The 26,724-nt window shown below is 53.7% G+C and carries 22 protein-coding genes and 1 other RNA gene; 15 read left to right on the top strand and 8 right to left on the bottom strand.

Annotation, left to right across the window (positions count from 1 at the left end):
* Positions 1-85: 85 nt before the first annotated feature.
* The 4 genes from ACT6RZ_RS13995 (at position 86) to ACT6RZ_RS14010 (ending at position 3,246) form a co-directional block, all read left to right on the top strand.
* Positions 86-1,423: a TRZ/ATZ family hydrolase gene (locus tag ACT6RZ_RS13995; protein WP_444702708.1), complete on the top strand. Its 1,338-nt coding sequence runs from the start codon at positions 86-88 to the stop codon at positions 1,421-1,423.
* A gap of 21 nt (positions 1,424-1,444) precedes the next feature.
* Entirely contained in the window at positions 1,445-2,143 is a 699-nt protein-coding gene (gene ubiG, locus ACT6RZ_RS14000; RefSeq protein WP_444702709.1) for a bifunctional 2-polyprenyl-6-hydroxyphenol methylase/3-demethylubiquinol 3-O-methyltransferase UbiG, read from the top strand.
* Positions 2,143-2,787 (top strand): HAD family hydrolase, encoded by a 645-nt coding sequence (locus ACT6RZ_RS14005; RefSeq protein ID WP_444702710.1) that lies wholly within the window; start codon positions 2,143-2,145, stop codon positions 2,785-2,787. Before ubiG ends, ACT6RZ_RS14005 begins: the two co-directional genes overlap by 1 nt.
* A gap of 255 nt (positions 2,788-3,042) precedes the next feature.
* On the top strand, positions 3,043-3,246 hold the full coding sequence (locus ACT6RZ_RS14010; RefSeq protein WP_444702711.1) for a CsbD family protein: 204 nt from the start codon (positions 3,043-3,045) through the stop codon (positions 3,244-3,246).
* 113 nt (positions 3,247-3,359) lie between these two features.
* Here the strand turns inward: ACT6RZ_RS14010 and ACT6RZ_RS14015 are convergent, their stop codons facing one another.
* From ACT6RZ_RS14015 to ffs, 5 genes are all read right to left on the bottom strand, one after another.
* On the bottom strand, positions 3,360-3,953 hold the full coding sequence (locus ACT6RZ_RS14015) for a hypothetical protein (RefSeq protein ID WP_444702712.1): 594 nt from the start codon (positions 3,951-3,953) through the stop codon (positions 3,360-3,362).
* A 275-nt stretch (positions 3,954-4,228) separates the two neighbouring features.
* The gene (gene recR / locus ACT6RZ_RS14020; protein ID WP_444702713.1) at positions 4,229-4,828 is read right to left on the bottom strand and encodes a recombination mediator RecR; all 600 of its coding nucleotides are present in this window, start codon (positions 4,826-4,828) and stop codon (positions 4,229-4,231) included.
* 16 nt (positions 4,829-4,844) lie between these two features.
* Complete coding sequence (locus ACT6RZ_RS14025) at positions 4,845-5,153, bottom strand: YbaB/EbfC family nucleoid-associated protein (protein WP_325240927.1); 309 nt, start codon at positions 5,151-5,153, stop codon at positions 4,845-4,847.
* 24 nt (positions 5,154-5,177) lie between these two features.
* On the bottom strand, positions 5,178-6,968 hold the full coding sequence (dnaX, locus tag ACT6RZ_RS14030; RefSeq protein ID WP_444702714.1) for a DNA polymerase III subunit gamma/tau: 1,791 nt from the start codon (positions 6,966-6,968) through the stop codon (positions 5,178-5,180).
* 157 nt (positions 6,969-7,125) lie between these two features.
* An RNA gene (ffs, locus tag ACT6RZ_RS14035) (signal recognition particle sRNA small type) lies at positions 7,126-7,222 on the bottom strand.
* 184 nt (positions 7,223-7,406) lie between these two features.
* Here ffs and ACT6RZ_RS14040 point away from each other — a divergent pair.
* The 3 genes from ACT6RZ_RS14040 (at position 7,407) to ACT6RZ_RS14050 (ending at position 11,143) form a co-directional block, all read left to right on the top strand.
* Positions 7,407-9,227, top strand: coding sequence for a diguanylate cyclase (locus ACT6RZ_RS14040; protein ID WP_444702715.1), 1,821 nt, complete (start codon positions 7,407-7,409; stop codon positions 9,225-9,227).
* 134 nt (positions 9,228-9,361) lie between these two features.
* Positions 9,362-10,480 carry an ATP-binding protein gene (locus ACT6RZ_RS14045; RefSeq protein WP_444702716.1) on the top strand — a complete coding sequence of 373 codons (1,119 nt, stop codon included), beginning with the start codon at positions 9,362-9,364 and terminating at the stop codon, positions 10,478-10,480.
* Between the two features lie 18 nt (positions 10,481-10,498).
* Positions 10,499-11,143, top strand: coding sequence for a response regulator (locus tag ACT6RZ_RS14050; RefSeq protein WP_444702717.1), 645 nt, complete (start codon positions 10,499-10,501; stop codon positions 11,141-11,143).
* A 59-nt stretch (positions 11,144-11,202) separates the two neighbouring features.
* On the opposite strand, the gene pgi is transcribed toward ACT6RZ_RS14050, so the two are convergent.
* Positions 11,203-12,855, bottom strand: coding sequence for a glucose-6-phosphate isomerase (gene pgi, locus ACT6RZ_RS14055; RefSeq protein WP_444702718.1), 1,653 nt, complete (start codon positions 12,853-12,855; stop codon positions 11,203-11,205).
* 123 nt (positions 12,856-12,978) lie between these two features.
* Positions 12,979-15,195 carry a 1,4-alpha-glucan branching protein GlgB gene (gene glgB, locus ACT6RZ_RS14060; protein ID WP_444702719.1) on the bottom strand — a complete coding sequence of 739 codons (2,217 nt, stop codon included), beginning with the start codon at positions 15,193-15,195 and terminating at the stop codon, positions 12,979-12,981.
* A gap of 212 nt (positions 15,196-15,407) precedes the next feature.
* On the opposite strand from glgB, the gene glgC reads away from it, so the two are divergent.
* The 5 genes from glgC (at position 15,408) to ACT6RZ_RS14085 (ending at position 21,919) form a co-directional block, all read left to right on the top strand.
* Positions 15,408-16,727 (top strand): glucose-1-phosphate adenylyltransferase, encoded by a 1,320-nt coding sequence (gene glgC / locus ACT6RZ_RS14065; protein ID WP_444702720.1) that lies wholly within the window; start codon positions 15,408-15,410, stop codon positions 16,725-16,727.
* 153 nt (positions 16,728-16,880) lie between these two features.
* On the top strand, positions 16,881-18,590 hold the full coding sequence (locus ACT6RZ_RS14070) for a glycoside hydrolase (protein WP_444702721.1): 1,710 nt from the start codon (positions 16,881-16,883) through the stop codon (positions 18,588-18,590).
* A 78-nt stretch (positions 18,591-18,668) separates the two neighbouring features.
* Positions 18,669-20,126 (top strand): 4-alpha-glucanotransferase, encoded by a 1,458-nt coding sequence (malQ, locus tag ACT6RZ_RS14075; RefSeq protein ID WP_444702722.1) that lies wholly within the window; start codon positions 18,669-18,671, stop codon positions 20,124-20,126.
* Entirely contained in the window at positions 20,119-21,057 is a 939-nt protein-coding gene (locus ACT6RZ_RS14080) for an ROK family protein (protein WP_444702723.1), read from the top strand. Before malQ ends, ACT6RZ_RS14080 begins: the two co-directional genes overlap by 8 nt.
* Before the next feature lie 85 nt (positions 21,058-21,142).
* Positions 21,143-21,919 carry an Lcl domain-containing protein gene (locus tag ACT6RZ_RS14085; RefSeq protein WP_444702724.1) on the top strand — a complete coding sequence of 259 codons (777 nt, stop codon included), beginning with the start codon at positions 21,143-21,145 and terminating at the stop codon, positions 21,917-21,919.
* A gap of 71 nt (positions 21,920-21,990) precedes the next feature.
* Here ACT6RZ_RS14085 and queG read toward each other — a convergent pair whose 3' ends face one another.
* On the bottom strand, positions 21,991-23,106 hold the full coding sequence (gene queG / locus ACT6RZ_RS14090; RefSeq protein ID WP_444702725.1) for a tRNA epoxyqueuosine(34) reductase QueG: 1,116 nt from the start codon (positions 23,104-23,106) through the stop codon (positions 21,991-21,993).
* Here queG and tsaE point away from each other — a divergent pair.
* The 3 genes from tsaE to ACT6RZ_RS14105 all read left to right on the top strand — a co-directional run.
* On the top strand, positions 23,105-23,563 hold the full coding sequence (gene tsaE / locus ACT6RZ_RS14095) for a tRNA (adenosine(37)-N6)-threonylcarbamoyltransferase complex ATPase subunit type 1 TsaE (RefSeq protein ID WP_444702726.1): 459 nt from the start codon (positions 23,105-23,107) through the stop codon (positions 23,561-23,563). The two genes, queG and tsaE, sit on opposite strands and share 2 nt — an antisense overlap.
* Positions 23,554-24,891, top strand: a complete 1,338-nt coding sequence (locus tag ACT6RZ_RS14100; RefSeq protein ID WP_444702727.1) for an N-acetylmuramoyl-L-alanine amidase — start codon at positions 23,554-23,556, stop codon at positions 24,889-24,891. The genes tsaE and ACT6RZ_RS14100 overlap by 10 nt, the downstream gene beginning before the upstream one ends.
* A 638-nt stretch (positions 24,892-25,529) precedes the next feature.
* The coding region (locus tag ACT6RZ_RS14105) for an AIDA repeat-containing protein (protein ID WP_444702728.1) at positions 25,530-26,724 on the top strand (1,195 nt) is incomplete at its 3' end.

Below are 26,724 nucleotides of genomic sequence, written 5' to 3' on the forward strand. Positions count from 1 at the left end.
AAAAAGCCACGCAAATGCGTGGCTTTTTTTATGTCTGTGCCTGGCAGCGAGTACAGCGGCTACTTGCCTCGGTTATAATTAAAGCATGAGTGACTCTCCATTTATTATCAAGCCACGCTGGGTGATCCCCATGGATGGCAAGCAGACCACTCTTGAACAGCATGCCGTATTGGTGGATGCCGGAAAGATAGTGGCTATAGTCCACAAGAACGAGATCCCGGAATGGGCCAGCCATTGGACTGTGGTGGATTGTTCGCGCCATGCATTGCTGCCCGGATTGATCAATCTGCATGCGCACAGCAGCATGAATCTGCTCAGAGGCTATGCCGATGATCATGCTTTAATGCCGTGGTTGAACCAGCATATCTGGCCAGCCGAGCGGCAATGGGTGTCCAAGTCTTTTGTACATGATGGCAGTTTGCTGGCGTGTGCCGAAATGTTGAGTGGTGGTGTGACTACCTTCAACGATATGTATTTCTTTCCGCAGGCGACCATAGAAGCGGCCAAACGCTGCGGCATGCGAGCGCACATCGGCCTGGTGATCATGGAGTTTGCAACCAATTACGCCACCACCGCCAACGAATATATACGCCTGGGCACTGAAGTCAGGGATCATTACAAGTCTGACGCTGACATCAGTTTTTCTTTTGCTCCGCATGCGCCTTACACGGTCAGCGATGCCACGTTTGAGCAGATCGGTACCCTGGCAGAACAGTTGAATCTGGGTATCCATACCCATTTGCACGAAACCCGCGCCGAGATCCAGCAAAGTCTGGAACAGTATGGGGTAAGGCCAGTAGACAGACTGCTTGCACTCGGCATGCTGGGCCCGACCAGCGTCTGTGCGCACGGGGTGCATCTGCAGCAAAGTGAATTAGAGCTGCTTGCCACGCAAGGAGTGCATCTCGCGCACTGCCCGTGCTCTAACCTGAAATTAGCCAGCGGTATCGCCCCGGTCGCAGCCGCCTTGCGTGCAGGCTTGAATGTAGGCCTGGGCACGGATGGTGCGGCCAGCAATAACCGGCTGGACCTGTGGCAGGATATGCGCACCGCTGCCTTGCTGGCAAAAGTCGCCGATGATAATGCAGAATCCATCCCCGCTTATACAGCACTGAAAATGGCCACCATCAACGGGGCGCAGGCCCTGGGTTTGCAAGAGCAGATCGGCAGCATAGAAGCAGGCAAGCAGGCAGACCTGATCGCTGTCAGGCTGGATGACCTCAACAGCCTGCCTTGTTATGACCCGATCTCCCACCTGGTCTATGTGGCCGGGCGCGAGCAGGTCAGTCACACCTGGGTGGCAGGCCAGTTACGCTATCAGCGTAGCGATGAAGGCCAGGCCGTTTTCGCCGGCATAGAAACAGAAGAATTAAGGTCTATCGCATTGCAATGGCAACTGAAAATACAGTCAGCGCAATCTTGAGAGAAGTGAAAAGGAGTCATGATGGCAAATGTAGAAGCCGCTGAAGTGAATAAATTTGCTGAGCTGGCGCATCAGTGGTGGGATACGCAAGGCGTATTCAAGCCCTTGCACCAGCTCAACCCTTTGCGACTGGATTATATCGACAGCCGCGCCAGCCTCAATGGCAAACTGGTGCTGGATGTAGGCTGTGGTGGCGGGATCCTGAGCGAATCCATGGCAGGCCGCGGCGCGCAGGTGACAGGCATAGACCTGGCTGATAAATCGTTGCAAGTGGCACAGCTGCATGCGCTGGAATCCGCTGTGGCGGTCGAATATCGCTGCGTGGCAGTTGAAGCCCTGGCCGCAGAGCAACCGCAGTCGTTTGACGTGGTGACCTGCATGGAGATGCTGGAACATGTGCCTGACCCCGCCAGTGTGGTGCGCGCCTGTGCTGCCCTGGTTAAACCGGGCGGCCACCTGTTTTTTTCTACCCTTAACCGCAATGCCAAAGCCTATTTGATGGCGGTAGTCGGCGCCGAATATGTACTGAACCTGCTGCCAAAAGGCACGCATGATTATGCTAAATTCATCAAGCCTTCAGAGTTGGCCGCCTGGTTACGCCAGTCGGGTTTAGAGCTGCAACATCAGTCAGGCGTGAACTACAATCCGCTCAACAAGCAATACAGCCTGACCCAGGATACCAGCGTCAATTACATGCTGCATGCCATTAAGGACCATTGATGCAGGCAGTTTTATTTGATCTGGATGGCACCCTGGTAGATACCGCCGCCGACCTCGGTTATGCGCTCAATTTGCAGCGCCAGCGCCATGGCCTGGCTTTTTTGCCGGATGCCGCGATGCGCCCTTATGCTTCGCATGGCTCTAAAGGCTTGCTGGAGATCGGGTTTGGATTAAGCCCCGAGGACATGGCTTTCGACGAAATGCGCACAGAATACCTGGCCTTGTATACCGAGGTGTTGACACGGCAACCGGTGTTATTCCCGGGCATGGCCGAAACCCTGGCAGCGATTGAACAGCAAGGCTTGCAGTGGGGCATAGTGACCAACAAGCCGCGCCGTTTCACCACCCCCATCGTTGAAGCGCTAGGCCTGTCAGCCCGTGCCGGTGCAGTGATCAGTGGCGATGATGCCGCAGCCCCCAAGCCTGCACCGCAGACCTTGTTGCTCGCCTGCGAACGCATGCAGTTGAACCCGGCCGATACTATTTACCTGGGAGATGCCGAGCGCGATGTGCAGGCTGGTAATGCGGCGGGCATGACCACACTGGTGGCACTGTTTGGCTATCTCTCCGAGACTGACCGGCCTGAGGAATGGGGGGCGCATGCTGCTATTGCGCAACCGCAAGACCTGTTGCAATATCTCTAAACCCGCCAGGTAAGTAGTGCCCGCGTAGAGAAAAAGCCAGCTAAGCTGGCTATTTTTTTGTGTGCTCTAACCACAGGCACAGCTGGTGCTGGCTATTATCGCAGTCATTTTTTCAAGGTCAGAGCGTCGATTTCACCATAAAGTAATTCTTACAATCGAATCAGCGCATACCTATAAGCAAATGCCATACGGAAAGTGACAATCAGTCTATCTTCTGATAATTGGAAGCCTAGTTGCTTGATTAAGGAGTGCATGATGAATGAAGATACTGTGAAAGACGAATGGAAACAATTGGCCGGCAGGATCAAGGCCAAATGGGGCAGGCTGACCGACGACGAGATACAGCAAGCCGAGGGCAATAGTGAGTACCTGGTAGCTAAATTACAGGAAAGGTACGGTCTGGCACGTGAGCAGGTCGAAGAAAATCTGCGGGATATCGGTTACCCGGACCGGGCATAAGCGAGTGAAATAATGACGCATTACCTACCCGTGCAATAAACACTAGAGATGCAGAAAACAGAAAAAATACCGCCAGCGACATTCCGGCTGGCGGTATTTTTTATGACAAATGTTTAGCGGGCATTCGGTGTGGTGCCAGATGTACACTGGCTACCTGATGCCGGTTGCCCGTCTATGGTCGTACAGGTGTTATTTGTGGCCGGAGGCACAGTGGAGGTATTGCTTCTGGCCCTGGTATCGCGGTTAGCAGGGTCTACCTGATTGATGTCCTTGCGCACGGGCGCAGGGTTGTTCTGGTTCTGTCCCGCAGGTGCAGACGGTTGATTCGGGTTTGCTGCAGGCCTGTTGCCCGGGGCTGCAGATCCACGCGTTGTGCCATCAGTGGCCGCACCATTCGGTACTACCGCACCATTCGCGCCAGCATTACCGTTTACACCAGCGCCGACGCCTGCAGCACCAGCGTTACCACCCGCGCCAACACCTACACCGGCAGCACCAGCATTACCGCCTGCGCCAGCACCTACACCTGCTGCACCAGTATTACCGCCTGCTCCGGCACCGACGCCTGCCGCACCGGCGTTACCACCAGCACCAGCCGCGCCGCCTGTCCCGCCGCCCGCGGCACCACCCGCCCATGCGGTTGAAAGCTGCAATGACCCCAGCAATAATGCGCTCACGATAGGTAAAGATAATTTTGTTAGTTTCATCACCGCTCCTTGTTTATTTATCATGGATCTTCACTGAAAGCCGGTTGTTTTACGGCCGGATCTGACCCGGGTAAAGCCAACAGCTGAAACAGTCAGTGAAGAATATGATGTTCAATATAAGGAGTTCCAGACGCTTGAGTTATAGGCTGTTGCTTAAAACTGTGTAGGAATCGGTTGACCGCTGATATGTGGCTGCCAGCCCGAGCAGGCATGCGTGTGCAGGGCCAGGGTTTTAGTGACGGTCTTTTAAGTGATGATCTTGCGTTCCAGATCTTTTAAGTGACGATCTTGCGTTCCAGCAGTGCGGTGGAGAGGGTGCCGCTATCTACATATTCGATCTCGCCGCCCATGGGCAGGCCACGCGCGATACGGCTCACTTTGATGCCGCGGGATTTAAGCATTTGCCCTATGTAATGGGCGGTTGCCTCGCCTTCAGAAGTAAAGTTTGTCGCTAGTATCACTTCTTCTACCAGGCTGTCCTGCGCGCGTTTGAGCAGTTTATCCAGGTGGATATCCTTGGGGCCTATGCCATCCATGGGCGAGAGTTTGCCCATCAGCACAAAATACTGGCCCTGATAGCTGCGCGTGTTTTCCAGCATCATCAGGTCGGTGGGCATTTCAATCACACACAGTGCAGATTTGTCACGCTGGCTATCGTGGCACAGGCTGCACACCGCATGTTCACTGAAATTATTGCAGTAATCGCAATGCGCCAGTTTATCCAGCGCCTGTTGCAAACTGGCGGCCAGGCGCTGTGCGCCTTCGCGGTCACGCTGCAACAGGTGATATGCCATGCGGGTGGAGGATTTAGGCCCAACGCCCGGCAGGCAGCGCAGGGCGTTGATCAGTTGTTCCAGGACTGCCGGAGAGTTCAAGCGATGACCTTGCTGTTTAGAACGGTAATTTAAAGCCGGCAGGCATCATGCCACTCATCTTGGCAGACGAGGTGGCTTCGGCTTTGGCCTTGCCATCTTTGAGTGCGATCAGGATCAGGTCTTCCAGTGTTTCCTTGTCATCCATGGCTGCATCGTCTATCTGTATGCGTTTGACATCGTTGCTACAGGTCATGGTGATCTTGACCATGCCATTGCTGGCAATGCCTTCCACTTCAGTCAGCGCCAGCTCGGCTTGCGCCTTTTGCATGTTCGCTTGCATCATCTGGGCCTGTTTCATCATATTGCCCATGCCACCTTTCATCATCGTCTGCTCCTAAGTTTGATGTGGTTAATGTAGAGGTTTGATTGAGTTGGGCACTATGGTCGCACCCATCTCCTGCATCAGGCCCTGCACAAAGTGGTCGCTCAGAATGGCGTCTTTGGCCTGGTCCTGCAATTCGGCTCTTTCTACTGCCATTTGCCTGGCAGGCGTGTTGGCTTCTTGCCCGACCTGTATCGTCAGTTTGATACGGCGGCCAAAATGGCTATTCAGGGCGCTGTTCAATTTATCCAGGTAGTTAGTGCTGGCCAGGTGCTTGTGTGCATCACCGATGCGCAGCACCATAGTGTCTGCATCATAAGAGACTAACTCGCAGTTTTGCGCCAATGCGCGCACCAGGCCCAGTTTGCTTAAATGGTTCTCGACCAGGGTGCGCCAGTTGCCATCCCATTGCAATGCTGTGCCTTCAGAAGGGGTCTCACTAGTTGCGGCTGGCTGGGCAAGCGCTGGTTCTGCGATCGGGGTCGATTCAACCACAGGCGGGTGCACAAGCGCTGCCTGAGTGACTGCCATCGCAGGTTCGACCGTCATCGCAGGCGCAGCCGGTGCGGGTGCCGGTACTACAGAGGCTGACTGTTCTGCCGCTGGCTGACGGCTTTGCGCCAGCGCGGCACGCGCTCCGCCAGCGGCACTGACTGAACGAGCGTTATTTTCACCAGAACTGGTATTGCCGGCCGGTGCCGCTGAAGCCGGCGCGGTTGAAACAGGTGCCATGGCGTCTGTTTTAAATGCCAGCATGCGCAGTAAAGTCATGGTGAAACCGGCATAGGCATCAGGCGCCAGGCCGATATCGCGGTGACCCAGAATAGCGATCTGGTAATACAGTTGCAGCATCTCGGCAGTCAGTTGCGATGACAGGTCGAGCAGGGTATGCCTTTCCGGGTGGTCATCGGCGATCGCCTGCGGGCTGTGCTGGGCGATCGCCAGCAGGTGCAGCAAGGCGGCCAGGTCTTTCAGGGCACTTTCAAAGCCTATGCTGCGTGAATCCATCTGTTGCGCAATATTGAGCAGGGTAGCGGCGTCATTGTTGATCAGGGCCCGCAATAACTCATACAGGTAACTTTGATCTATCGCCCCCAGCATGCTGCGCACATCTGTTTCACGCACAGACTGATTGCCATAGGCGATCGCCTGGTCGGTCAGCGATAAGGCGTCACGCATGCTGCCATTGGCGGCACGCGCGATCAGTTGCAGGGCTGGCGCTTCAAACGTGATCTGTTCCTGGCCCAGGATATCCTGCAAGTGGGAGGTGATGGTGCTGCTGGCCATTTGGCGCAGATTAAACTGCAGGCAGCGCGACAATATGGTGACCGGCACTTTTTGCGGGTCTGTGGTGGCCAGTATGAATTTAACGTGTGCCGGCGGTTCTTCCAGCGTTTTCAGCATGGCATTGAACGCTTCTTTGGTCAGCATATGTACTTCATCTATCATATAGACTTTGAAGCGGCCGGAGGAAGGCGCATAGATAGCCTGTTCCAGCAAACTGACCATATCGGCGATGCCGCGGTTAGAGGCAGCATCCATCTCCACATAATCTACATAGCGGCCGATATCGATCGCGCGGCAGGCATCGCATTCACCACAAGGGGTGGCGGTGATGCCGGTAGCACAGTTGAGTGACTTGGCCAGTATGCGCGACAGCGTGGTCTTGCCGACGCCACGCGTGCCGGTGAACAGATAGGCATGGTGTAAGCGTTGCTGGCTGAGCGCGTTGCTTAATGCTTGCACGACATGGTCTTGGCCGACCAGATTACTAAAGGATTTTGGGCGCCATTTACGCGCCAGCACTTGGTAAGACATTGCGGTCTCTATTGATTAAATATCATGAAGCCAAACCAATACTTTAGCCTAAATTGCCTGCTCATGCGCACATACTTACAACTAAATGATACAGGGCAAGGTATGGGAGAATCCGGCAGGATGGCGATGTGGAATCCGGCAGGATGGCAATACAGAAAGGGGCGAGCCCAACCCCCGGCACTTGCTTGACAGTTGTGGCTGCTTGCTTCCGCATCTGACCAGGTTGGCTATCTTACAATGCGGGGAGGCCCGCCGGCGCTATTGTAACGCAAAACCAGGCCGGCATGGCTTTGTTTTTTGCAAGCCGCGTGTTTAAAACCACAGGCGGCACAATTCAAAAATGACACGCAATCAGCCTTCTTATGACCACATTAAATCGCTGCTGCGCATTGCACAATAGGCCATATTTTTCAGTGACTGTGTGCGGTAGAATAGATTATGGCAACCCACGGAACATCCATGACTGCGTCGGAGATCGCACGCGAAACCATCAAGCAGATGGCGGTGCGCCGTGTGGAGCCTACGCCGGACAATTACACACAGATCTATCTCGAAGTTTCAGGCCGGCCAGCCAAAGAAGATGCCGCATCCGCCTTGCGCAAGGCATTGAAGCAATTGCCGCATGACTCCATGGAGCAGACCAACTGGGTGAACCGTTGGGAAAAAGTGCTAAAGCAGGATAACTGGCAAGGCTTGGGTGATCTGCTCAAGGAAGCCATGCAGCAACAGCTCAGTCACTCCACCAAGTGGCCTAAAGCGATACGCACGCTGATGCAGGGCTGGGATGATAAACGCAGCGGCATGGAGCTCGCCAGAAAACGCGAGATGCTGGAGCGCGTGCTGATCAATTTTGGTAATGACGATACGCTGTCTGACAAGTTGCTGGGCATGGCGAATAACTGGTTACCGGCCGATGCCAGGGTAGAAGGCATCCCGGTGCCCGAGTTAAAAGAAGTGGCCAGCCCGGCTGCGCTGCCCGCGGCGATAGAACCATTGAGCAAAGACGAATTGCCCAGTGAAGTGCAGCAGTTTCATGGCGCATTCACTATTCTGCAGACCCTGCTCAGGCAGACCCTGCAACTGGGTCTGATCCCGCGTCTGGAAGGCTATCCTGACCTGCAGGTAGAAGCCATTGCCGTGCAGGAAAGTACAGAGCGGGCGAAAAAGGTCAAAGAGTGGGAGGCACTGGCCAAGTCACTGAAGGCCTTGTTGATGCGCGTGGAGGTGATAGGCGCCAAAGAAGATGATGTGCGCGGCGATATTATCGATCTGCTGCATCTGCTGCTGTCTAATATAGGCGAGCTGGTCGCTGAAGATAGCTGGTTGAGCGGGCAGGTCTACGCCGTGCAATCCATCATCAACGGCCCGCTAGACCGCGCCAAACTCAAGCAGGCTGAAAAAAGCCTCAAAGAGGTGATCTATAAACAGGGCCTGTTAAAACATAGCCTGATCGAAGCGAGAAACTCCTTTAAAACCCTGATCAGCTCATTTATTGACAAGCTGAAATACATGGGCGAGGCCAGCGAGCTTTATAGCGGCAAGATAGAGACTTATGCCCAGGAGCTCTCGCAGACCGATGACCTGATCAAGATCAATGAACTGGTCACCCACCTGATGCGCGATACTTCTGTCATGCAAACCGATATCCTGCGCTCACGCGACGATCTGCTCAATCAGCAGCGCGTTGCCAGCGATACCCAGGCGCGCATCCTCAAGTTACAGGATGAGTTGAGCCAGTTAAGTGAAGTGGTGCGTATAGACCAGCTGACCGGCGTGCTGAACCGGCGTGGCATGGATGATGCCTTCGCTACCGAGATCGCCCGTTATCACCGTGGTGGTGAATCACTGAGCGTGGCGCTGCTGGATATCGATAATTTTAAATCACTGAATGACCAGCACGGCCATGCCGCCGGTGACACAGCCTTGAAACACCTGGCTGGCGTGGTCAAGCGTACCGTACGCCCCACTGATATCGTCACCCGTATGGGCGGCGAAGAGTTTGTGGTTATTTTGCCTAATACCGGCCTGGATGAGGCGGTCACCACCATGAGCCGTTTACAGCGCGCACTCACCAAAGAATATTTTCTGGGTAACAACCAGAAATTGCTGATCACCTTCAGTGCCGGCGTCGCCCTGTTTCAAAAAGAAGACGATGTCAGCTCTATACTGCTGCGTGCCGACCAGGCCATGTACCTGGCCAAGAAGAGTGGCAAGAACCGGGTGATGACCGAGATAGATCTGCGGCAAAGCCAGTCCTGATTCTGCATTTTATCGCCGCGCCAGTATTTTGCCGGCAGCCGGTCAGCTTGAGCGGCTGCCGGCATTTCCCATAAAGCATACCCAAGCCACAGGGAGTCATGCTATGCTGATTGGCATCTAACACGAGGTGCCCTGTGACCAGCCCTGCAACTGACTCTCCAGTCGATAGCGTCAAAGATGCCTTGCATGAAAGCGAGCGCAGATTTTCAGCCATTGTTTCCAGCATTCCCGGCCTGGTATTTCAAATGCATATGACTGCCGATGCGCAAATCGTATTCACTTACCTGAGTGAAGGCTGTGAAGCCTTGCTCGGTATTCCCGCTGCCGCTTTGCTTAAAGACGCCCAGGCACTATTCAATGCCATGGAAGAAAAGTCTGCCAGCCAGTTCAAGCATAAGCTGCAACAATCGGCCCGCCAGCACAAACGGCTGGATTGGGAAGGCAGGATATGGATCGCCGACTGGCAGGATATGAAATGGGTGAATATACGCGCCACCATACAGGCCCTGGGGCAGGGCGCGGTGCAGTGGGATGGCATCATGCTCAATATCAGCCAGAGCAAGCAGGAAAAACAGGAGATAGAGCAGGCCAAGCACGATTTACAGGCGCTGACTGCCCACCTCAACCAGGTGAAAGAGCAGGAGCGCGTCAGCATCGCACGCGAGATACATGATGATCTCGGTGGCAATATGACGGCGATGAAGCTAGGCCTTTCCACCATTATCCAGAAGATCCAGCAGGGCGCGCCTGTCGATATCGAGCAGGCGACCATGCTGCAATCTATCGTCAACCAGACCTTTGATTCAGTGCACCGTATTTCAGGTAACCTGCGGCCTAATATCCTCGATCTGGGCCTGGTCGATGCGCTGGAATGGCAAGTCAACCAGTTCAAGAAACAATTGGGCTTAAAAGCCAGGTTTGTCACCAATTGTGATGAGCTGGACTGTGACCATGACAAATCCATGGCCTTGTTCCGCATCTGCCAGGAGGCTTTGTCGAATATCGCCAAATACGCCCAGGCCGATGAGGTGCGGGTAGAGTTGAACCAGGTCGAACAAGCCTTGTGCATGACTATCGCCGATAATGGCATAGGCATCGCCCCGGCCGATAAGATCAAACCTAATTCTTTTGGCCTGCGCGGTATGCAGGAGCGGGCAGCCGCTTTTGGCGGCGAATGCTATATTGAATCACCACTACAGGGAACAGGTACGCTGATACGGGTGCAAGCCCCGGTGCGGACTGCAGCAACATGAAAAACGTGAGGCAACAGCTTGGATACTAAAAAAATCAGAGTCATCATCGTTGATGACCATGCGATTCTGCGCTCTGGCATTAAACAGATACTGGTCGCCAGCGGCGATATCGATGTGGTTGGTGAAGCGGAGAATGTGGCACAGGCGCTGAAATGTGTGCGCGAGATACAGGCAGATGTGATGCTGCTGGATATTTCCCTGCCGGATAAAACCGGCATCGAAGCACTTAAACTGATCAAGCGTGAGAATGCCGCGCTGAATATCCTCATGTTATCCATGTATATGGAAGACCAGTACGCCGTGCGCTCCATACGCTCGGGTGCTTCCGGCTACCTGTGCAAACACACGGCGTCGGAAGAGTTGCTGACTGCCATCCATACCCTGGCGAAAGGCCGCAAATATATCACGGCCAATGTGGCGGAGATCCTGGCCGAGCAGGTCGGTAATGAACATGCCGCCGCCTTGCATGAGTCTTTATCTGACCGTGAATTCCAGGTCATGCGTATGATCGCTTCCGGCCTGAGTGTGAGCGAGATCGCCGATAAACTGGCCTTATCGGTGAAAACCGTGAGTATGTACCGCACCCGCTTGCTGGAGAAAATGAACCTGAAACACAATGCCGAAATCACACATTACGCGATCAAGAACCAGCTGGTCGAGTAAGATCAACGCAATAAAAAAAAGGCCTTTTTAAAGGCCTTTTTTATTTTTAAATCAATTATCTAAGAATTTTTCTTCGAGTAATTTATCAGCCCGTTGGTCGAGCTGTCAAAGCTGGTCACCGCCTCAGCGCTGATCAGTAATGGCAGGATCTGGCTGGCGATCTGTTTACCGTATTCCACACCCCACTGGTCATAGCTGTTGATGTCCCAGATGATGCCCTGCACAAAGATCTTGTGTTCGTACAACGCGATCAGTTTACCCAATGTGTATGGTGTCAGCTGCTCGAACATGATGGAAGTGGTAGGGCGGTTACCTTCAAATACTTTGTGCGGTAACAGGTCTTCCAGCGCTTGGCCGCTCATGTTCTGTTGTGCCAGTTCTGCACGTGCTTCTTCACGGGTCTTACCCAGCATCAATGCCTGGGTCTGAGCCAGGAAGTTGGCCAGCAGGATCTTGTGGTGCTGGTCATCCGGGCTGCCGACTTTGTAATGGCTTTTGACCGGCATCAGAAAGTCGGCCGGTACCATTTGTGTGCCCTGGTGTATCAGCTGGTAAAACGCATGCTGGCCATTGGTGCCTGCTTCGCCCCAGATGACCGGGCCGGTTTTATAGCTGACACGGCTGCCGTCACGGCAAATGAATTTACCGTTACTTTCCATATCGGCTTGTTGCAGGTAGGCGGCAAAGCGCGACATGCCCTGGTCGTAAGGCAGGATCGCATGCGTGTCTACATGGAAAAAGTTGTTATACCAGATGCCCAGCAATGCCATGATCACCGGCATGTTCTGTTCCAGCGGCGCTTCCTGAAAGTGCTTGTCCATGGCGTGACCGCCGGCCAGCAACTGTTCAAAGTTGTCCATGCCCACGTACAGCGCGATGGACAGGCCTATGGCAGACCACAGGGAATAACGTCCGCCTACCCAGTCCCAGAAAGCAAACATATTGTCAGTGTTGATGCCGAAGGCTTCTACCGCTTTGGCATTGGTCGATAAAGCGACAAAATGCTTGGCCACGTGCTGCTCATCTTTGGCCGCAGCCAGGAACCAGCGACGTGCGGAGTGCGCATTCGTCATGGTCTCCTGGGTGGTGAAGGTTTTGGAAGCCACGATGAACAGTGTGGTTTCAGGGTCGCATTGCTCCAGTGCGCGCACCAGGTGGGCGCCATCAATGTTGGAGACGAAATGGGCTTTCAGATCCGGGCTGGCATACGGCTTGAGCGCATCGCAGGCCATGACCGGGCCGAGGTCGGAGCCGCCTATGCCTATATTCACGATATCAGTGATACGTTTGCCGGTGTAGCCTGTCCACTGGCCGTTACGCACCTGCTCGGTGAAGGTACGCATATGCGCCAGCACGGCGTTCACTTCCGGCATCACATCCTTGCCATCGACTGCGACCGGCGTGTTGCTGCGATTGCGCAGTGCGGTATGCAGTACGGCACGGTTTTCGGTAATATTGATCTTTTCACCTGAAAACATGCGGTCACGCCATGTCTCTATTTTAGAGTCACGCGCCAGTTGAAACAGCAGGGATAAGGTTTCTTTGGTGATACGGTGCTTGGAGTAGTCCAGCAGAATGTCATCTACATTTAAACTGAATTCTTCAAATCGTTTTGCGTTTTGCTTAAACAGATCACGCATTTGAACATTGCGGATATCACTTTGATGCTGGTTCAGCGCGTGCCAGCTGGGGTGCGTCGTTAATTTAGCCATGTTATGTTGTTGCTTTAGTTTTCAAGTCAATTAAATTTTAAAGTCGATTCGTTTTATAGTGCCTGCAGCGCGATCTTTATCGCTGGCCTGCAGGCCCTTATAGGTTTGCTACAGTGTAGCCAGTTATTGTAACTGAAGTATGACACCTGCCAGTGGCGGTAAGTTTATACTGATAGAATCAGGATGATCCATCCACGCAACGGGGGCACTGTGACAGTTGTCGCCATTGCCCAGGTTACTACCGCCATAGCAAGCTGCGTCACTGTTAAATACTTCTTTGTAGACACCGGCTTGTGGCACGCCCAGACGATATTGCAGGCGCGGCACCGGTGTGAAATTCAGTACTATTATAACAAAACTATGGTCATTGCCGCGCCTAATATAACTCAGCAGGGACTGAGCGCCATCCTGGCAATCTATCCATTGAAAGCCCTGCTGGTCAAAGTCATGCGCATGCAGGGCCGGGCGTTGCCGGTAATGGCTATTCAAGTCGCGTACCAGCGATTGCACGCCTCTGTGCATGGCATGCTCGGGATAACTTTCTTCCAGCAGGTGCCAGTCCAGGCTTTGATTGACGTTCCACTCGCGCCACTGGCCGAATTCGTTGCCCATGAAATTGAGTTTTTTGCCCGGCATAGTCATCTGGAAAGTCAGCAGCAGGCGCAGATTGGCAAACTTCTGCCAGCTGTCGCCAGGCATTTTGCCTAGCAGGGATTTCTTGCCATGCACCACTTCATCGTGGGAGAAAGGCAGCACAAAGTTTTCTGAATAGGCATACATCTGGCCAAACGTCAGCCGGTTCTGGTGGTGCTGTCTATGGATAGGGTCAAGCTGCATGTAGGTAAGGACATCATTCATCCAGCCCATGTTCCATTTCATGTTGAAACCCAGGCCGCCAGCATAGACCGGGCGGGACACCGCCGGCCAGGAAGTTGATTCTTCAGCGATCACCAGTGAACCAGGGAAGCGCTCGCCGACCATGGTGTTCAGTTGCTTGAGAAACTCGATCACTTCCAGGTTCTCGCGTCCGCCGTAGGCGTTGGGCAGCCATTCGCCATCCTTGCGCGAGTAATCCAGATAGAGCATGGAAGCCACCGCGTCTACACGCAGGCCGTCGATATGGAATTCCTGTATCCAGTAATAGGCATTGCTGAGCAGGAAGTTGCGTACTTCATTGCGCCCGTAATTGAAGATATAGGTGCCCCAGTCGGTGTGTTCACCCAGCCTGGGGTCGGCATGCTCGTACAGGGCGGTGCCATCAAAGCGCGCCAGTGCCCAGTCATCTTTGGGGAAATGCCCGGGTACCCAGTCGAGAATGACGCCGATATTGGCGGCATGGCAGCGGTCTATAAAGTATTTCAGGTCGTCCGGGCTGCCGTGACGCTGGGTGGGCGCAAAGTAACCTGTCACCTGGTACCCCCATGATTCATTCAGCGGGTGCTCGGCGATAGGCAGCAGTTCTATATGGGTATAGCCCATGCTGGTTAAATGCGGGATAAGCGCATCTGCCAGGGCGCGATAGCTGAGAAAATGACCATTTTCATCGCGTTGCCAGCTACCCAGGTGCACTTCGTAACAGTTGAACGGTGTATGCAGCCAGTCATGTTTCTTGCGCTGTTGCAGCCAGTCCTGGTCCTGCCACTGGTATTGACTCTGGCAGATACGGTTGGCTGAGCCTGGTCTGGGCTCGAAAGCTTTGCCATAAGGGTCGGCTTTGACCACGACGAAACCATGCTCACGGTTGCGTATCTCGAATTTGTACAGATCGTGTTCAGTCAGGTGCGGGATAAACAGTTCCCACACGCCGCTGCCGCCCAGCACACGCATGGCATGCACGCGGCCATCCCACTGGTTAAAACTGCCCACTACGCTAACGCGCTCGGCACTCGGCGCCCACACGGCGAACCTGACACCGGCTACACCTTGCACCGTCATAGGCACAGCACCCAGGGTATTGTAGGCTTCCAGCAAGCGGCCTTCACCGAACAGGTAGAGTTCTTCCTGCGTCACCGTGCTGGCAAAACTGTAGGTGTCACTGGTCTCATAAAAATCAGCCTGGCCGTGTGGCTGTATGCGTAAAGCCACAGGTGCAGTGATGGCGAGCTTGGACGAATACTCGAATAAGCCGTGTCTGTCGACTAAGGTCATCGCTTGCCAGCTGCCATCCACGCTGACCCAGAGTTTCTCGGCGTTCGGCTGAAACACACGCACTAGCCATGGCCCGTTCGCGGCATCCTGGTGTATGCCCAGGAACTGGAAAGGGTCGTGGTGAGTCGCATCAAGTAGGCGTTGCAGGTGCAGGTTGTACGTGTGATCCGGTGGAGCTAATTTGACTGTCATGCTGGCAGGGTCCGTTTGACTAACAGCCATCCTAACAAAAAAAGTGAAGGTTTACGCCGTTTACGGCGGAAATATCGTTGTCTTTGCCCGGATTATCATGCAGACTGTGGATGTCAAACCTGCATTTAACAAGCGTTATATTGCCTTTACAATCCGGCGCTGTGCGTTGCTGCAGGCTGATTTTTTGGGATCAGAAAAAAAGGAAAGGCATCATGTCTCAAGCAGAATTTGTTGAACGCAGAAGATACACCCGGCGACAAGAACGTCACTCTGATCGCTTTATCAGTACCCTGACTAAAAATACCGTCGCCATCATCCTTGCCGGTGGTCGCGGCAGCCGTTTGAAGAACCTGACTGACTGGCGCGCCAAACCGGCGGTGCAATTCGGCGGTAAATTCCGCATCATCGATTTCCCGCTCTCCAACTGCATCAACTCTGGTATACGCCGTATCAATGTCGCTACCCAATACAAGGCGCAAAGCCTGATCCAGCACGTGCAGCGCGGCTGGGGCTTTTTGCGTGGTGAATTCAACGAGTATGTGAATATCATCCCCGCCCAGCAGCGCCTGGGGGAGGAGTGGTACAAGGGAACGGCAGATGCGGTTTACCAGAATATAGACCTGCTGCGCGAAAACGGTGGTGAATATATCCTGGTGCTGGCCGGTGACCACATCTATAAAATGGACTACGGCAAAATGCTGGCCACTCATGCGCGCAGCAATGCGGATATGACCATCGCCTGCATCAATGTGCCACTCGAAGATGCCAAGGGCTTTGGTGTGCTGGAAGTAGACGCCACTGACCGTGTGGTCGCCTTTGATGAGAAACCGGCCAATCCCAAGCCTATGGTGAATGACCCTACTCAGGCCTTTGCCAGCATGGGTATTTATATCTTTAATGCCAAGTTCTTGTACGAGCAACTGATACGCGATGCTTATGACCGCAACTCTCACCACGATTTCGGCCAGGACATCATCCCTTACATCATCAACAAATACCGGGTGCAGGCGCATCGTTTTACCGATAGCTGCGTAGGCGCACTGGAGAACGGCTACTACTGGCGTGACGTAGGCACCATAGATGCCTATTGGGAAGCCAATATGGAGCTGACAAAAGTCATCCCGGAATTGAACTTGTATGACAGCGAGTGGCCTATATGGACTTACCAGGAGCAATTGCCGCCGGCTAAATTCGTGTTCAAGGATGAAGGACGCACCGGCAAGGCGACGGACTCCCTGGTTTCAGGCGGTTGCCTGATCAGTGGTTCCAGCGTCTCAAACTCGGTTTTATTCTCCGGTGTGCATGTGGCGGATTATTGCGACCTTGATGGCGCGGTGGTGTTGCCCAAGGTGAAGATCAACGAAGGCGTGATTTTGAAGAATGTGGTGATAGACCGCGGTTGTGATATCCCGGCCGGCATGGAGATAGGTGTCGATCTGGTGCGTGACAGCAAGCGCTTTTACGTGTCAGAAAAAGGCATAGTGCTGGTGACGCCGGATATGCTGGGCCAGGACCTGTATAGAGTCAAATAGTGAATGCAGGGCCATGTGTGAACACTGTTTTTGACACGGTGTTCACAGGCAGGCAGGTTTTTATAAATTAAATAACAATGTAGGGCGACGCAGCGGGTTTTGATCAGAGCTTCCAAAAAAATAAAGTAGGTCGAATTTGAAAGAGGTATATGTATGTCCGATAAAAAACTGCTGTTAAATCTGTATTGGCACATGCATCAACCAGATTACCGCGATCAGGTCAGTGGTGAATATGTGCTGCCGTGGACATATTTGCATGCGCTGAAAGACTACAGCGACATGGCCTACCACCTTGAGCAGAACCCCAAGGCCAGAGTCACATTCAATTTTGTGCCTATTCTGGTCGAACAGTTACAGGATTACGCCGAGCAATCGCGTATCGGCCAGTGGCGTGACCCCTTGTTGCGCTTGCTGTCCAGCCCGGATCTTGAACATATCACCGATGCAGATTGCCAGCTGATCGTCGATAGCTGCTTTAAGGCGCACCACGAGAAGATGCTGAGTCCGTTTCCGCATTACCAGCGCTTGCTGCACCTCTACGAACTGGTCGAACCTATCATGAAGTCCGGGCAATTCCATTATTTGTCCGCACAATTCAAGGCTGACTTGCTGGTCTGGTATCACCTGGCCTGGACAGGTGAAGGCTTGCGCCGTAAAAGCAAGGTCATCCAGCGCCTGATGAAAAAAGGCCTGCTGTTTACCCTGGAAGACCGGGTAGCGCTGGTCGATGTCCTGAGTGAGACACTGCAGGGCATTTTGCCGCGCTATAAGGCCTTGGCTGCCAAAGGGCAGATCGAACTCACCACCACACCTTACTATCATCCTATCCTGCCATTGCTGATCGATCTCAACAGCACGCGAGACGCAATGCCGGATGCGCCTCTGCCTAAATCGCCCGCTTACCCGGATGGGCATGCGCGTGCGATCACGCATGTAGAAGCCGCCAAGGTGTTTCATGAGAAAGTGTTTGGGCAAAAGTCCACTGGCATGTGGCCAGCTGAAGGTGCGGTCTCGCATGCGGCTTTATCTTTACTGGCAGAGCAGAATGTCGCCTGGGCAGCTACCGGGCAGGGCGTGCTGGCGAATAGTCTGAAAGAATTGGGGCTGGAACATGAGCAGGCGAAAGACTATTTGTACCAGCCTTACCGTGTGACGAATGGCCAGCAGGATATCGTCTGTTTTTTCCGCGATGACCAGTTATCAGACAAGATCGGTTTTGAATACTCCAAACAATATGCCAGCGAAGCGGTGCATGATTTTGTGCAGTCGCTTGAAGCCATCCATGCCAATAGCGACGCAGATACAACATCCGTTGTCAGCGTCATTCTGGATGGTGAGAATGCCTGGGAATACTACCCTTACAACGGCTATTACTTCTTGAATGAGCTCTATCAGGCCCTGGCAAGTCACCCGCTGATCCAGATGACAACTTTTAGCGATATTGTTGCTTTGCAGAAGTCGCAAGTGTTACCTCAGCCCAAACTACTGGAAGATATTTGCGCCGGCAGCTGGGTGCACGGCACCTTCAGTACCTGGATAGGCGAGCCTGCCAAAAACCGTGCCTGGGACCTGTTATGTGAAGCCAAGCGCCAGTATGACCAGCATGCGCACAAGCTTTCAGTGACAGCCAGAGAAAAATGCCAGCAGCAACTATCTGTCTGCGAAAGCTCAGACTGGTTCTGGTGGTTTGGGGATTACAACAATGCACAAAGCGTCACCAGTTTTGACAAACTCTACCGCCGCAACCTGAGTAATCTCTACCATTTGCTGGGTTTAGTCCCGCCTGACAACTTGTCTCAGTCTATCAGTCATGGCGGCGGCAATTCTGAGAATGCAGGCACCATGCGTAGAGGAACGTCTTGATCAGGCATTGAAAACCACCTGATTAAATATCCCGATTAACTCCATTGATCATTTTCACCATTATTCAATAAGAACAATATGACGCAATCCAGACAAGTTGGTGTATTGATGCATATCACCTCGTTACCTGAAGGTAACGTTGGCCCGGATGCATATCGTTTTGTGAATCAGCTGGTGGATATGGAAGTGACGATCTGGCAGACCCTGCCGGTCAGCTTGCCGCACGAAGACCAGTCTCCCTACCAAAGCGTGTCGGCACATGCCGGGCACACCGGCATGATCAGCGTAAAACAGTTGTTGAACGAAGGCTGGTGCCTGCCGGATGAGGTCAACCTGTCACAACCCGAATTGTTTGCCAAAGTGATGCTGCGCGTGCAGTCGAATGGCGCGATCTCCAAAGTGGATGGTCATGGCCTGAGCTGGTCTGGCTTTGCCCGTTTTTGCCAGGCGCAGCAATACTGGCTGGAAGACTTCACCCTGTTTATGAGCCTGCGGGAACAGCATGGCTATAAAAGCTGGAACGAGTGGCCAGAGGCTTACCGCAGGCATGATGCACAGGCCTTACAGACCTTTGCCGAAACCCATCAGGAAAAACTGACCCTGATCAAGTTCACGCAATACATATTCTTCCAGCAATGGGAGCAGCTCAAAATATACGCCAACCAGCGCGGCATCAAGCTATTTGGCGATATCCCTATCTTTGTCGCTTATGACAGTGCCGATGTCTGGGCGCACCCGCAATGGTTCAAGCTGGATGCCGATTCCAACATGACAGTCGTGGCCGGCGTGCCACCCGATTACTTTTCCATCACCGGCCAGCGCTGGGGCAATCCGCATTACAACTGGGAGCTGATGCAGGCAGATGGTTTCTCCTGGTGGCTGGGCCGCATCCAGACCCAGTCCAAGCTGTTTGATATCGTGCGCGTAGACCATTTTCGTGGCCTGCAGGCGGCGTGGGAGATCCCCGCCAGCGAGCCGACCGCCATCAACGGTTACTGGCAGCCTGCGCCTGGCCACGCCTTGTTGCAAACCATCATACAGACCTTCCCCCAGCTCAGCCTGGTGGCCGAAGACCTGGGTATCATCACTGAAGATGTCGATGCCTTGCGCCACGCGTTTCACCTGCCAGGCATGAAGATACTGCAATTCGCCTTTGGCAGTGGCTACGATAACCCCTACCTGCCGGAAAATATAGACGAAAACAGCGTCATGTACACCGGCACGCACGACAACGATACCACCCTGGGCTGGTACCAGGAGGCCGAGGAGGGGGCACGTGCGCATCTGCATGATTATCTGCAGCAGGAGAGCCCGGACATGCCGCTGGCACTGATGCGGCTCGCCTTGAACAGCATTGCTTTCCTGGCCGTAGTGCCCATGCAGGATATTCTGGGCCTGGATGGCAGCGCGCGCATGAACACGCCCGGCACCAGCATCAATAACTGGGCCTGGCGCATGCACTGGGAACAACTGACCGATGACAAAATCGCCGCCTTTAAACAGCTGGTGAAAGAAAGCGGCCGCGCCTATGCCTGAATCCGCTAGCGTTTTACGCCTGGGGCTGGATGTAGGCGGCACTAATTTGAGGTTAGGCGTTTTCTCAGACCTGGCATTAGTCGAAGATACCCGCTTTCAGGCCAATTACTCTGCTATTTGCCAGCAGAACGCGCCGGAGCTAGCCTGGCAGAAAATACTGCAGGTCACTGCCGAGGCCATACAGCCACTGCTGGAGAAATATCCTGCTATCCAGGCCATAGGCATAGGTTTCCCGGGGTTTATCAATCCCCAAAGCGGTGTGCTCGCGCAATCACCGAATTTCCCCGGGTTGCTGAATGTCAACCTGGGTCACGATCTATCGCGCATGCTGGGGCGTCAGGTACTGGTCGCCAATGATGGCAATGCAGCCGCTTATGGTGAGTATTGCCTGCTAGGCCGGCCTGCCGGTGGTTTGCTCTACGCTGGCCTGGGTACCGGCATAGGCGGTGGGCTGGTCAGCGCTGGACAGGTATGGGCGGGGGCACATGGTTATGCCCTGGAAATAGGTCATCTGATCGTCGAACCCGGCGGGCCGGCATGCGGCTGCGGCAACTTTGGTTGCGTAGAGCAATATGCTTCTGCCACTGCCATAGGTAAAAACTACGCCAGGCTGGGCAATCAACAGTTAACGGCTTTTGAAGTCGCCACGCTGGCAGGCCAGGGCGATGCGCAGGCACAGTCTGTGTTCCAGCTGGCCGGTGCAAAGCTGGCGCAGGCGATTGCGCTGACACTGAATATTGTGGATGTGGAAAACGTGGTGATAGGTGGCGGTGTGGTTTCTTCCTGGCAGCTGATGCAGGATGCATTTAACCAGCGCTTGCAGACAGACTTGATCCCTGTGTTGCGTGACAAGGTGAAAATACATCTTTCATCCTCTGCAGATAATGCAGGAATACTGGGCGCTGCCTTACTCGCTGATCATGTGGCGTAGGTGACTGTGGCAAGCTTTTTGTGATAAATTGAAGTGCTTTTAAAAAATTAATTAAAAACTTCAAAAAAAACAAGAGGAGCTAGTCGTGCTAAAAAATAATAAAGCGGCTTTTATTTCTATCGCACTTTTCGGTTTATTCAGTAGTCATTCCCAGGCAGCATTAACAAACTACACCTCAGGTGGCAGCGAAGTGGTATATAGCAGTGCTGGCGCTATCACTTGGACCAAAGATGCCAATCTGCTGGGTTCCCTGATCAGCACGCAGGGTTTTTCAACCGTGGTGAATGCGATCATAGGTACTTATTCCGGTAGTTATGCTTTAACTGCCAGCGACTTTAAGAGTGACGGCGCCGCGACCTGGTATGGGGCTAACGCCTTTGTTGGCTATTTAAACAGCGTTTCTTACGCTGGCACCAACCAGTGGCGCTTGCCAGCCATTATTGATACTGGCGCCGTAGGCTGCAGCTTTTCAAATAATGGCAACGATTGTGGTTATAACGTGGACACCAGCACCGGCGAGATGGCCAGGCTGTATTACGATGAACTGGGCGGTCAGGCTATCAACGATAAACTGGGCAATTACCAGCCAGATGTGGCCGGTATTCCCGATACGGCTTTTTTTGATAACGAGGTATACGATATCTATTGGTCGTCATTGCCGTCGGCTTTTCCAAGCGGTGCCTGGATATTTGCAACCGATGATGGCGTGCAGATGGATGGCTACAGTAAATCTGCGCATAGCTACGTCTGGGCAGTCACTTCTGCGTTAGCCGTCCCGGTACCAGAAGCGGATAGCGTGGCTATGCTGATGGCAGGCTTGGGTTTGCTTGGGCTGATGGCCAGGCGCAAACAGTCGGTCTGATCTATTCATATCGCAAATAAAAAAGCTGACCTTGGTCAGCTTTTTTATTTTAATTAATCACTTTATGAATACTAATTAACCTTTTGATTAATATTGTTTTTATCGTGAATATTCAACGCCCATTGCACATGCTCTCTGACCAGCTCACTGTCATCCTGCAGCCTGGCTGTCAGTGCGCTGATCACTGCGGCTGAAGTCGGGGCATTGCCTAAGCCGACCGCCACATTGCGCAACCATTGCACATAGCCGATACGGTAGATCGCGCTGCCCGCCATGCGCTGCTGAAACTCCGCTTCTGTCCAGGCAAAGCAGGTCACCAGGTCAGTGCTATCCAGGCCATTGCGCACAGCGAAATCATTTTCTTCAGTGGCCACAGCAAACTTGTTCCACGGGCAGATCAGCTGGCAATCATCACAGCCATAGACGCGGTTACCTATCAGCGGGCGTAGCTCCAGCGGGATACTGCCTTTGTGTTCTATGGTCAGATACGAGATGCAACGCCTGGCATCCAGTTCATAAGGTGCGACGATGGCCTGGGTAGGGCAGATATCGATACACGCGCTGCAACTACCGCAGTGTGAGCTGGTGGGTGGGTCTACCGGCAACGGCAGGTTGGTGTAGATCTCGCCCAGAAAGAACCAGGAGCCCTGTTGCCGGTTGAGCAGCAGGGTGTGTTTGCCGCGCCAGCCCACACCGGCCTTGGTTGCCAGCGCGACTTCCAGTACCGGCGCGCTATCGGCGAAGACGCGGTATTCAAAACTGCCGAAGGTAGCAGTGATACGTGTGCACAGTTGTTGTAGTTTTTGCCGCATGACTTTGTGGTAATCGCGCCCCATGGCATAGCGGGCGACATAAGCCTTGTTCGGTTCTGCAAGTATCTTCCAGCCATCCTGGGCGTCGTCCGGCATGTAATTCAGGCTCACCGAGATCACGCGCAATGTGCCGGGCACCAATTCTGCCGGTCGGCTGCGCTTGGAACCGTGTTTTGCCATATAATCCATGTCGCCATGGTATTTTTTTTCCAGCCAGCGCATAAACCCTGGCTCTGCGGCAGACAGGTCGGTATCGGTAACGCCTATATTGCCAAAGCCCAATTCGCGCGCCCAGCCCTTGATCGTGGCCGCCATTTTCTCGGCAGCATGATGATCAGGCAGGTGTATGGGAGCGGGATGTGAATGGTGTGACATGACAGAAACGTATTCTACACAGATTTTAATTGACGAAGCAGCCACCACGCATGCGGCAGGCCTGCTGGCAAAGCAGTTACGGCCAGGGCAGGTGATCTATTTGCATGGCGACCTGGGCGCCGGTAAAACCACGCTGGTGCGCGGGATCCTGCATGCACTGGGCCACGTCGGCAAAGTCAAAAGCCCGACTTACACCATTGTAGAACCTTACAACCTGGCTATCGGTTCATGTTACCATTTTGACTTATACCGCTTTCAAGACCCTGAAGAGTGGGAAGCCGCCGGTTTTAGGGATTACTTCAACACCACAAGTATTTGCCTGGTCGAGTGGCCTGAGAATGCCGGTGCTTTATTACCAGTGGCCGATATTGAGATCCGTTTTGATATTCTGCCACATGGGCGCGTGCTGCATATCACCAGCCAGCAAGCGCTATCTTTGGAAGGTTTATGCCAGTAAGTCGTTTTAAGCAGCTGCACCTATGGCTGATCACCTTGTTATTTGCACTCAGCATGCCGGCACAGGCCGCTGAAGTCATACTGGCCAATCTGCAGCAGCAGGGCAACCAGGTGCATCTGGAATTATTGCTGGACCAACAGATCAAATACCGGGTCTTCACCCTGGATAATCCGTTTCGCGTGGTCATAGACATGGACACTGTCGCCATCAGCCCGACCCTGAAAGCACTGCCTCCGCAGCTGGACGCGCAACACCCTTATCTTTCCAAAATCCGCATTGCGCCGTTCACCGAAAACACCACCCGGCTGGTGTTCGATATCAAGTCGGATATCAAACCTTTAGTCACTGACATGAACGCCGGTAACTCGCAGCAGCGCCTGGCGATCAGCATCGCCCCGGCCACAGCCACGACTGAACCGCCACTGGGTTCACCGGCCCTGGCGCATAGCAAAAAACTGCAAGAGGCTGAAGCTGCCAGCGCGGAAGAAAAACCTGCTACTGCCAGCGAGCCAGTGACAGAGCCGGTCATCGCCAATCCAGCAACAGAAAAGCCCGCGGAAAAACCAGTCGCAGAAAAAGCGCCGGAAAAGCCGGTTGAAAAACCGCTCAAACAAGCCAGGCCAGGCCAGAAGATCATCACCATTGCGGTAGATGCAGGCCATGGCGGTGAAGACCCAGGCGCACGCGGCTCCAAAGGCAGCCACGAAAAGCATATCACCCTGGCGATCGCGCGCAAACTCAAGCAGCAGATAGACGCTGAAGAGAATATGCAAGCCATCCTGATCCGCGATGGCGACTACTTCGTACCCCTGGGCGACCGCGTCAAGAAAGCGCGTGCCGCAAAAGCCGACCTGTTTATCTCCATACACGCCGATTCATTTATCAATAGCACCGCGCGTGGTTCCTCGGTGTTCGCCTTGTCTGAACGCGGCGCCACCAGTGCTGGTGCACGCTACCTGGCCAAGAAAGAGAACGCGGTGGATCTGATCGGTGGCGTGGCCATAGATACGCGTGATATGGATCTGGCGCGCACCTTGCTGGATCTGTCGCAGACCGCGACCATACACGACAGTATCCGCCTGGGTAAAGGCGTGCTCGGCAGAATAGCAAAAATCAATACCTTGCATTCCAAGTATGTAGAACAAGCTGCGTTTGCGGTGCTGAAATCGCCGGATATTCCTTCTATCTTGGTGGAGACGGCGTTTATCAGTAACCCGGAGGAAGAAGCCAGGCTGAATGATGATGCTTATCAGGATAAGCTGGTGAATGCGATTTTAACGGGGGTGAAGTCGTATGTAGCGACCAACCCTTCGTTTTCCAAGAAATAAGCGCTACATTCGTCCGTCATTCCGGCGTAGGCCGGAAAACGTAGCGTAGCGAAGTTTCTAGGGACGGCCACCCAGCCAAGGTACATACTTAGCTTGGTTCCAGTAGGGCACAGGTCCTGCACTTTCCTATGAGATTTTAATCGGTATTTCTTTGGATGGTTTTGTGCTCTGTTTCAGCATTTTATTTCGCCTAGAGGCGAAACACAGCCGTGAAATCATCCGAAGAGTTACAACTTCCAGCAAGTGCATCACTCGCCCTGCGCGAGTCCACCTATGGTTGCTACAGGCTGCCAAACTTTTTCAAACTCCATGATCAATTGGCAGCTAAAGCTTAAAAATCAACCACCCATCAGCAACCCTTGATACTTTTTGAGTGATTGAGGCCAGTAAAGCCTGCACCGTTAACATATGTAAGTTCTTGTCAGCTTTGTGCCTCCCAGATGTTTGAGAATGCCTGCGTATTCGCAGTTTTACTCTCAAGTTTTAAATCTGGAAAGGCCTATGCTATGCCGAATCACACACACAAACCCCTGAAGAAACCCGGGGGGTTGTCCCTGCATTCCCCCCATAAGGCCCTAGGTCCATCAAGTACTTATCGTGGTGCCAAGAGTGGAATCTTAAACCCCACCAGCCTGCTGTTGGCTTTGTTATGCCTGGCTGGCCAGCAGGCCCAGGCTGCCGATAGCATAGTGCCCGCCGGGGGGAGTAGCGATGGTGCCGTGATTGATAATGGTGATATACAAGACGTCTATGGCACGGCGACTAATACGAAGGTGCTCGGTCTTAGGGCTGCTGTGGGCGGCGTGCCGGGTGTGGCCAGCACGCAATTCGTTTATGCTAAGGGTATAGCCGAAGGCACCGTGGTAGGAAAAGACGGTACTCAGCTTATAAGGGCAGACGGTACTGCGAAAAATACTACTGTGCAGGCGGGTGGGAGTTTTGATGTTAAGGCTAACGGTACTGTAGAAAATCTCACGGTCAAATCCGGTGGCGCTGCGTACCTTGAGGCTGACTCAATCTGGAAAGGCACTATCAACTACGAGCCAGGCAGCAACAGCGGGGCTGCAGCCAAACTAACAACCACCTGGAAAATGACCGGCGATTCTGCCCACAATATCTTGAGACTTGGCAACAACGGCCATATCGACTTTGAGGCGCCCGGCAGCGTGTTCAAAGCTAAAACCCTGAGTATAGATGAGCTTGTCGGCCAGGGTGGCCTGATCACGCTCAACCAAGTACTGGGCGATGGCAGTGTGGCGGGTGACAAGATCATCATCCGCAATGGCGGCAAGGTCAGCGGCACGACCTACCTTGCTATCCGTAACGCTGGCGGCCTGGGTGGGAAGACCGGCGGTGACGGCATGCTGGTGGTCGAAGCGCAGGCAAATGCCGACACCACCGCACAGAGCAGCAAAGATGGTTTCAAACTCAAACAGCCGGTGTATGCCGGTGCCTACGAATACAAGCTGCGCGCTGGCGATGCTAAAGGCTTTGGGCAGAACTGGTATTTGAGCAGTGAGAGTACAAGCAGTCAGAGTTTGAGCAGTGGTTCGACTGCCCGCCCTGCCTACCGCCCCGCCAGCGCAGCCTTGCCTGCGCTGATGGACCTCTCAGGCCGTATGGCCTTGCATGCACTGCTGCATGGCCCGCAGGCCGTAGGCACAGCGCTGGATACCAGTGCAGAGACCACAACCAGGCACCCGATGTGGCTGTTTGCCAGCCAGGAGCGCCTGCATGCAGGCGGCAACGGCGACATCAACCCGGCTTACAGCAGCTGGATCAGCGGCCTGCACCTGGGCAGCGACCTCTGGCGCAATGAAGAAAGCACCACCC

The organism is Methylophilus sp., from assembly GCF_052437885.1.
Classification (GTDB): domain Bacteria; phylum Pseudomonadota; class Gammaproteobacteria; order Burkholderiales; family Methylophilaceae; genus Methylophilus.

Excerpts from the sequence above, each read along its gene's own strand:
- dnaX (WP_444702714.1), bottom strand. The coding sequence starts at position 6,968 with ATGTCTTACCAAGTGCTGGCGCGTAAATGGCGCCCAAAATCCTTTAGT.
- ACT6RZ_RS14015 (WP_444702712.1), bottom strand. The coding sequence starts at position 3,953 with ATGAAACTAACAAAATTATCTTTACCTATCGTGAGCGCATTATTGCTG.
- tsaE (WP_444702726.1), top strand. The coding sequence starts at position 23,105 with ATGACAGAAACGTATTCTACACAGATTTTAATTGACGAAGCAGCCACC.
- ACT6RZ_RS14005 (WP_444702710.1), top strand. The coding sequence starts at position 2,143 with ATGCAGGCAGTTTTATTTGATCTGGATGGCACCCTGGTAGATACCGCC.
- glgC (WP_444702720.1), top strand. The coding sequence starts at position 15,408 with ATGTCTCAAGCAGAATTTGTTGAACGCAGAAGATACACCCGGCGACAA.
- ACT6RZ_RS14040 (WP_444702715.1), top strand. The coding sequence starts at position 7,407 with ATGGCAACCCACGGAACATCCATGACTGCGTCGGAGATCGCACGCGAA.
- ACT6RZ_RS14080 (WP_444702723.1), top strand. The coding sequence starts at position 20,119 with ATGCCTGAATCCGCTAGCGTTTTACGCCTGGGGCTGGATGTAGGCGGC.
- ACT6RZ_RS14100 (WP_444702727.1), top strand. The coding sequence starts at position 23,554 with ATGCCAGTAAGTCGTTTTAAGCAGCTGCACCTATGGCTGATCACCTTG.
- pgi (WP_444702718.1), bottom strand. The coding sequence starts at position 12,855 with ATGGCTAAATTAACGACGCACCCCAGCTGGCACGCGCTGAACCAGCAT.
- queG (WP_444702725.1), bottom strand. The coding sequence starts at position 23,106 with ATGTCACACCATTCACATCCCGCTCCCATACACCTGCCTGATCATCAT.
- ACT6RZ_RS14025 (WP_325240927.1), bottom strand. The coding sequence starts at position 5,153 with ATGATGAAAGGTGGCATGGGCAATATGATGAAACAGGCCCAGATGATG.
- glgB (WP_444702719.1), bottom strand. The coding sequence starts at position 15,195 with ATGACAGTCAAATTAGCTCCACCGGATCACACGTACAACCTGCACCTG.
- ACT6RZ_RS14010 (WP_444702711.1), top strand. The coding sequence starts at position 3,043 with ATGAATGAAGATACTGTGAAAGACGAATGGAAACAATTGGCCGGCAGG.
- ACT6RZ_RS14070 (WP_444702721.1), top strand. The coding sequence starts at position 16,881 with ATGTCCGATAAAAAACTGCTGTTAAATCTGTATTGGCACATGCATCAA.
- ACT6RZ_RS13995 (WP_444702708.1), top strand. The coding sequence starts at position 86 with ATGAGTGACTCTCCATTTATTATCAAGCCACGCTGGGTGATCCCCATG.
- malQ (WP_444702722.1), top strand. The coding sequence starts at position 18,669 with ATGACGCAATCCAGACAAGTTGGTGTATTGATGCATATCACCTCGTTA.
- ubiG (WP_444702709.1), top strand. The coding sequence starts at position 1,445 with ATGGCAAATGTAGAAGCCGCTGAAGTGAATAAATTTGCTGAGCTGGCG.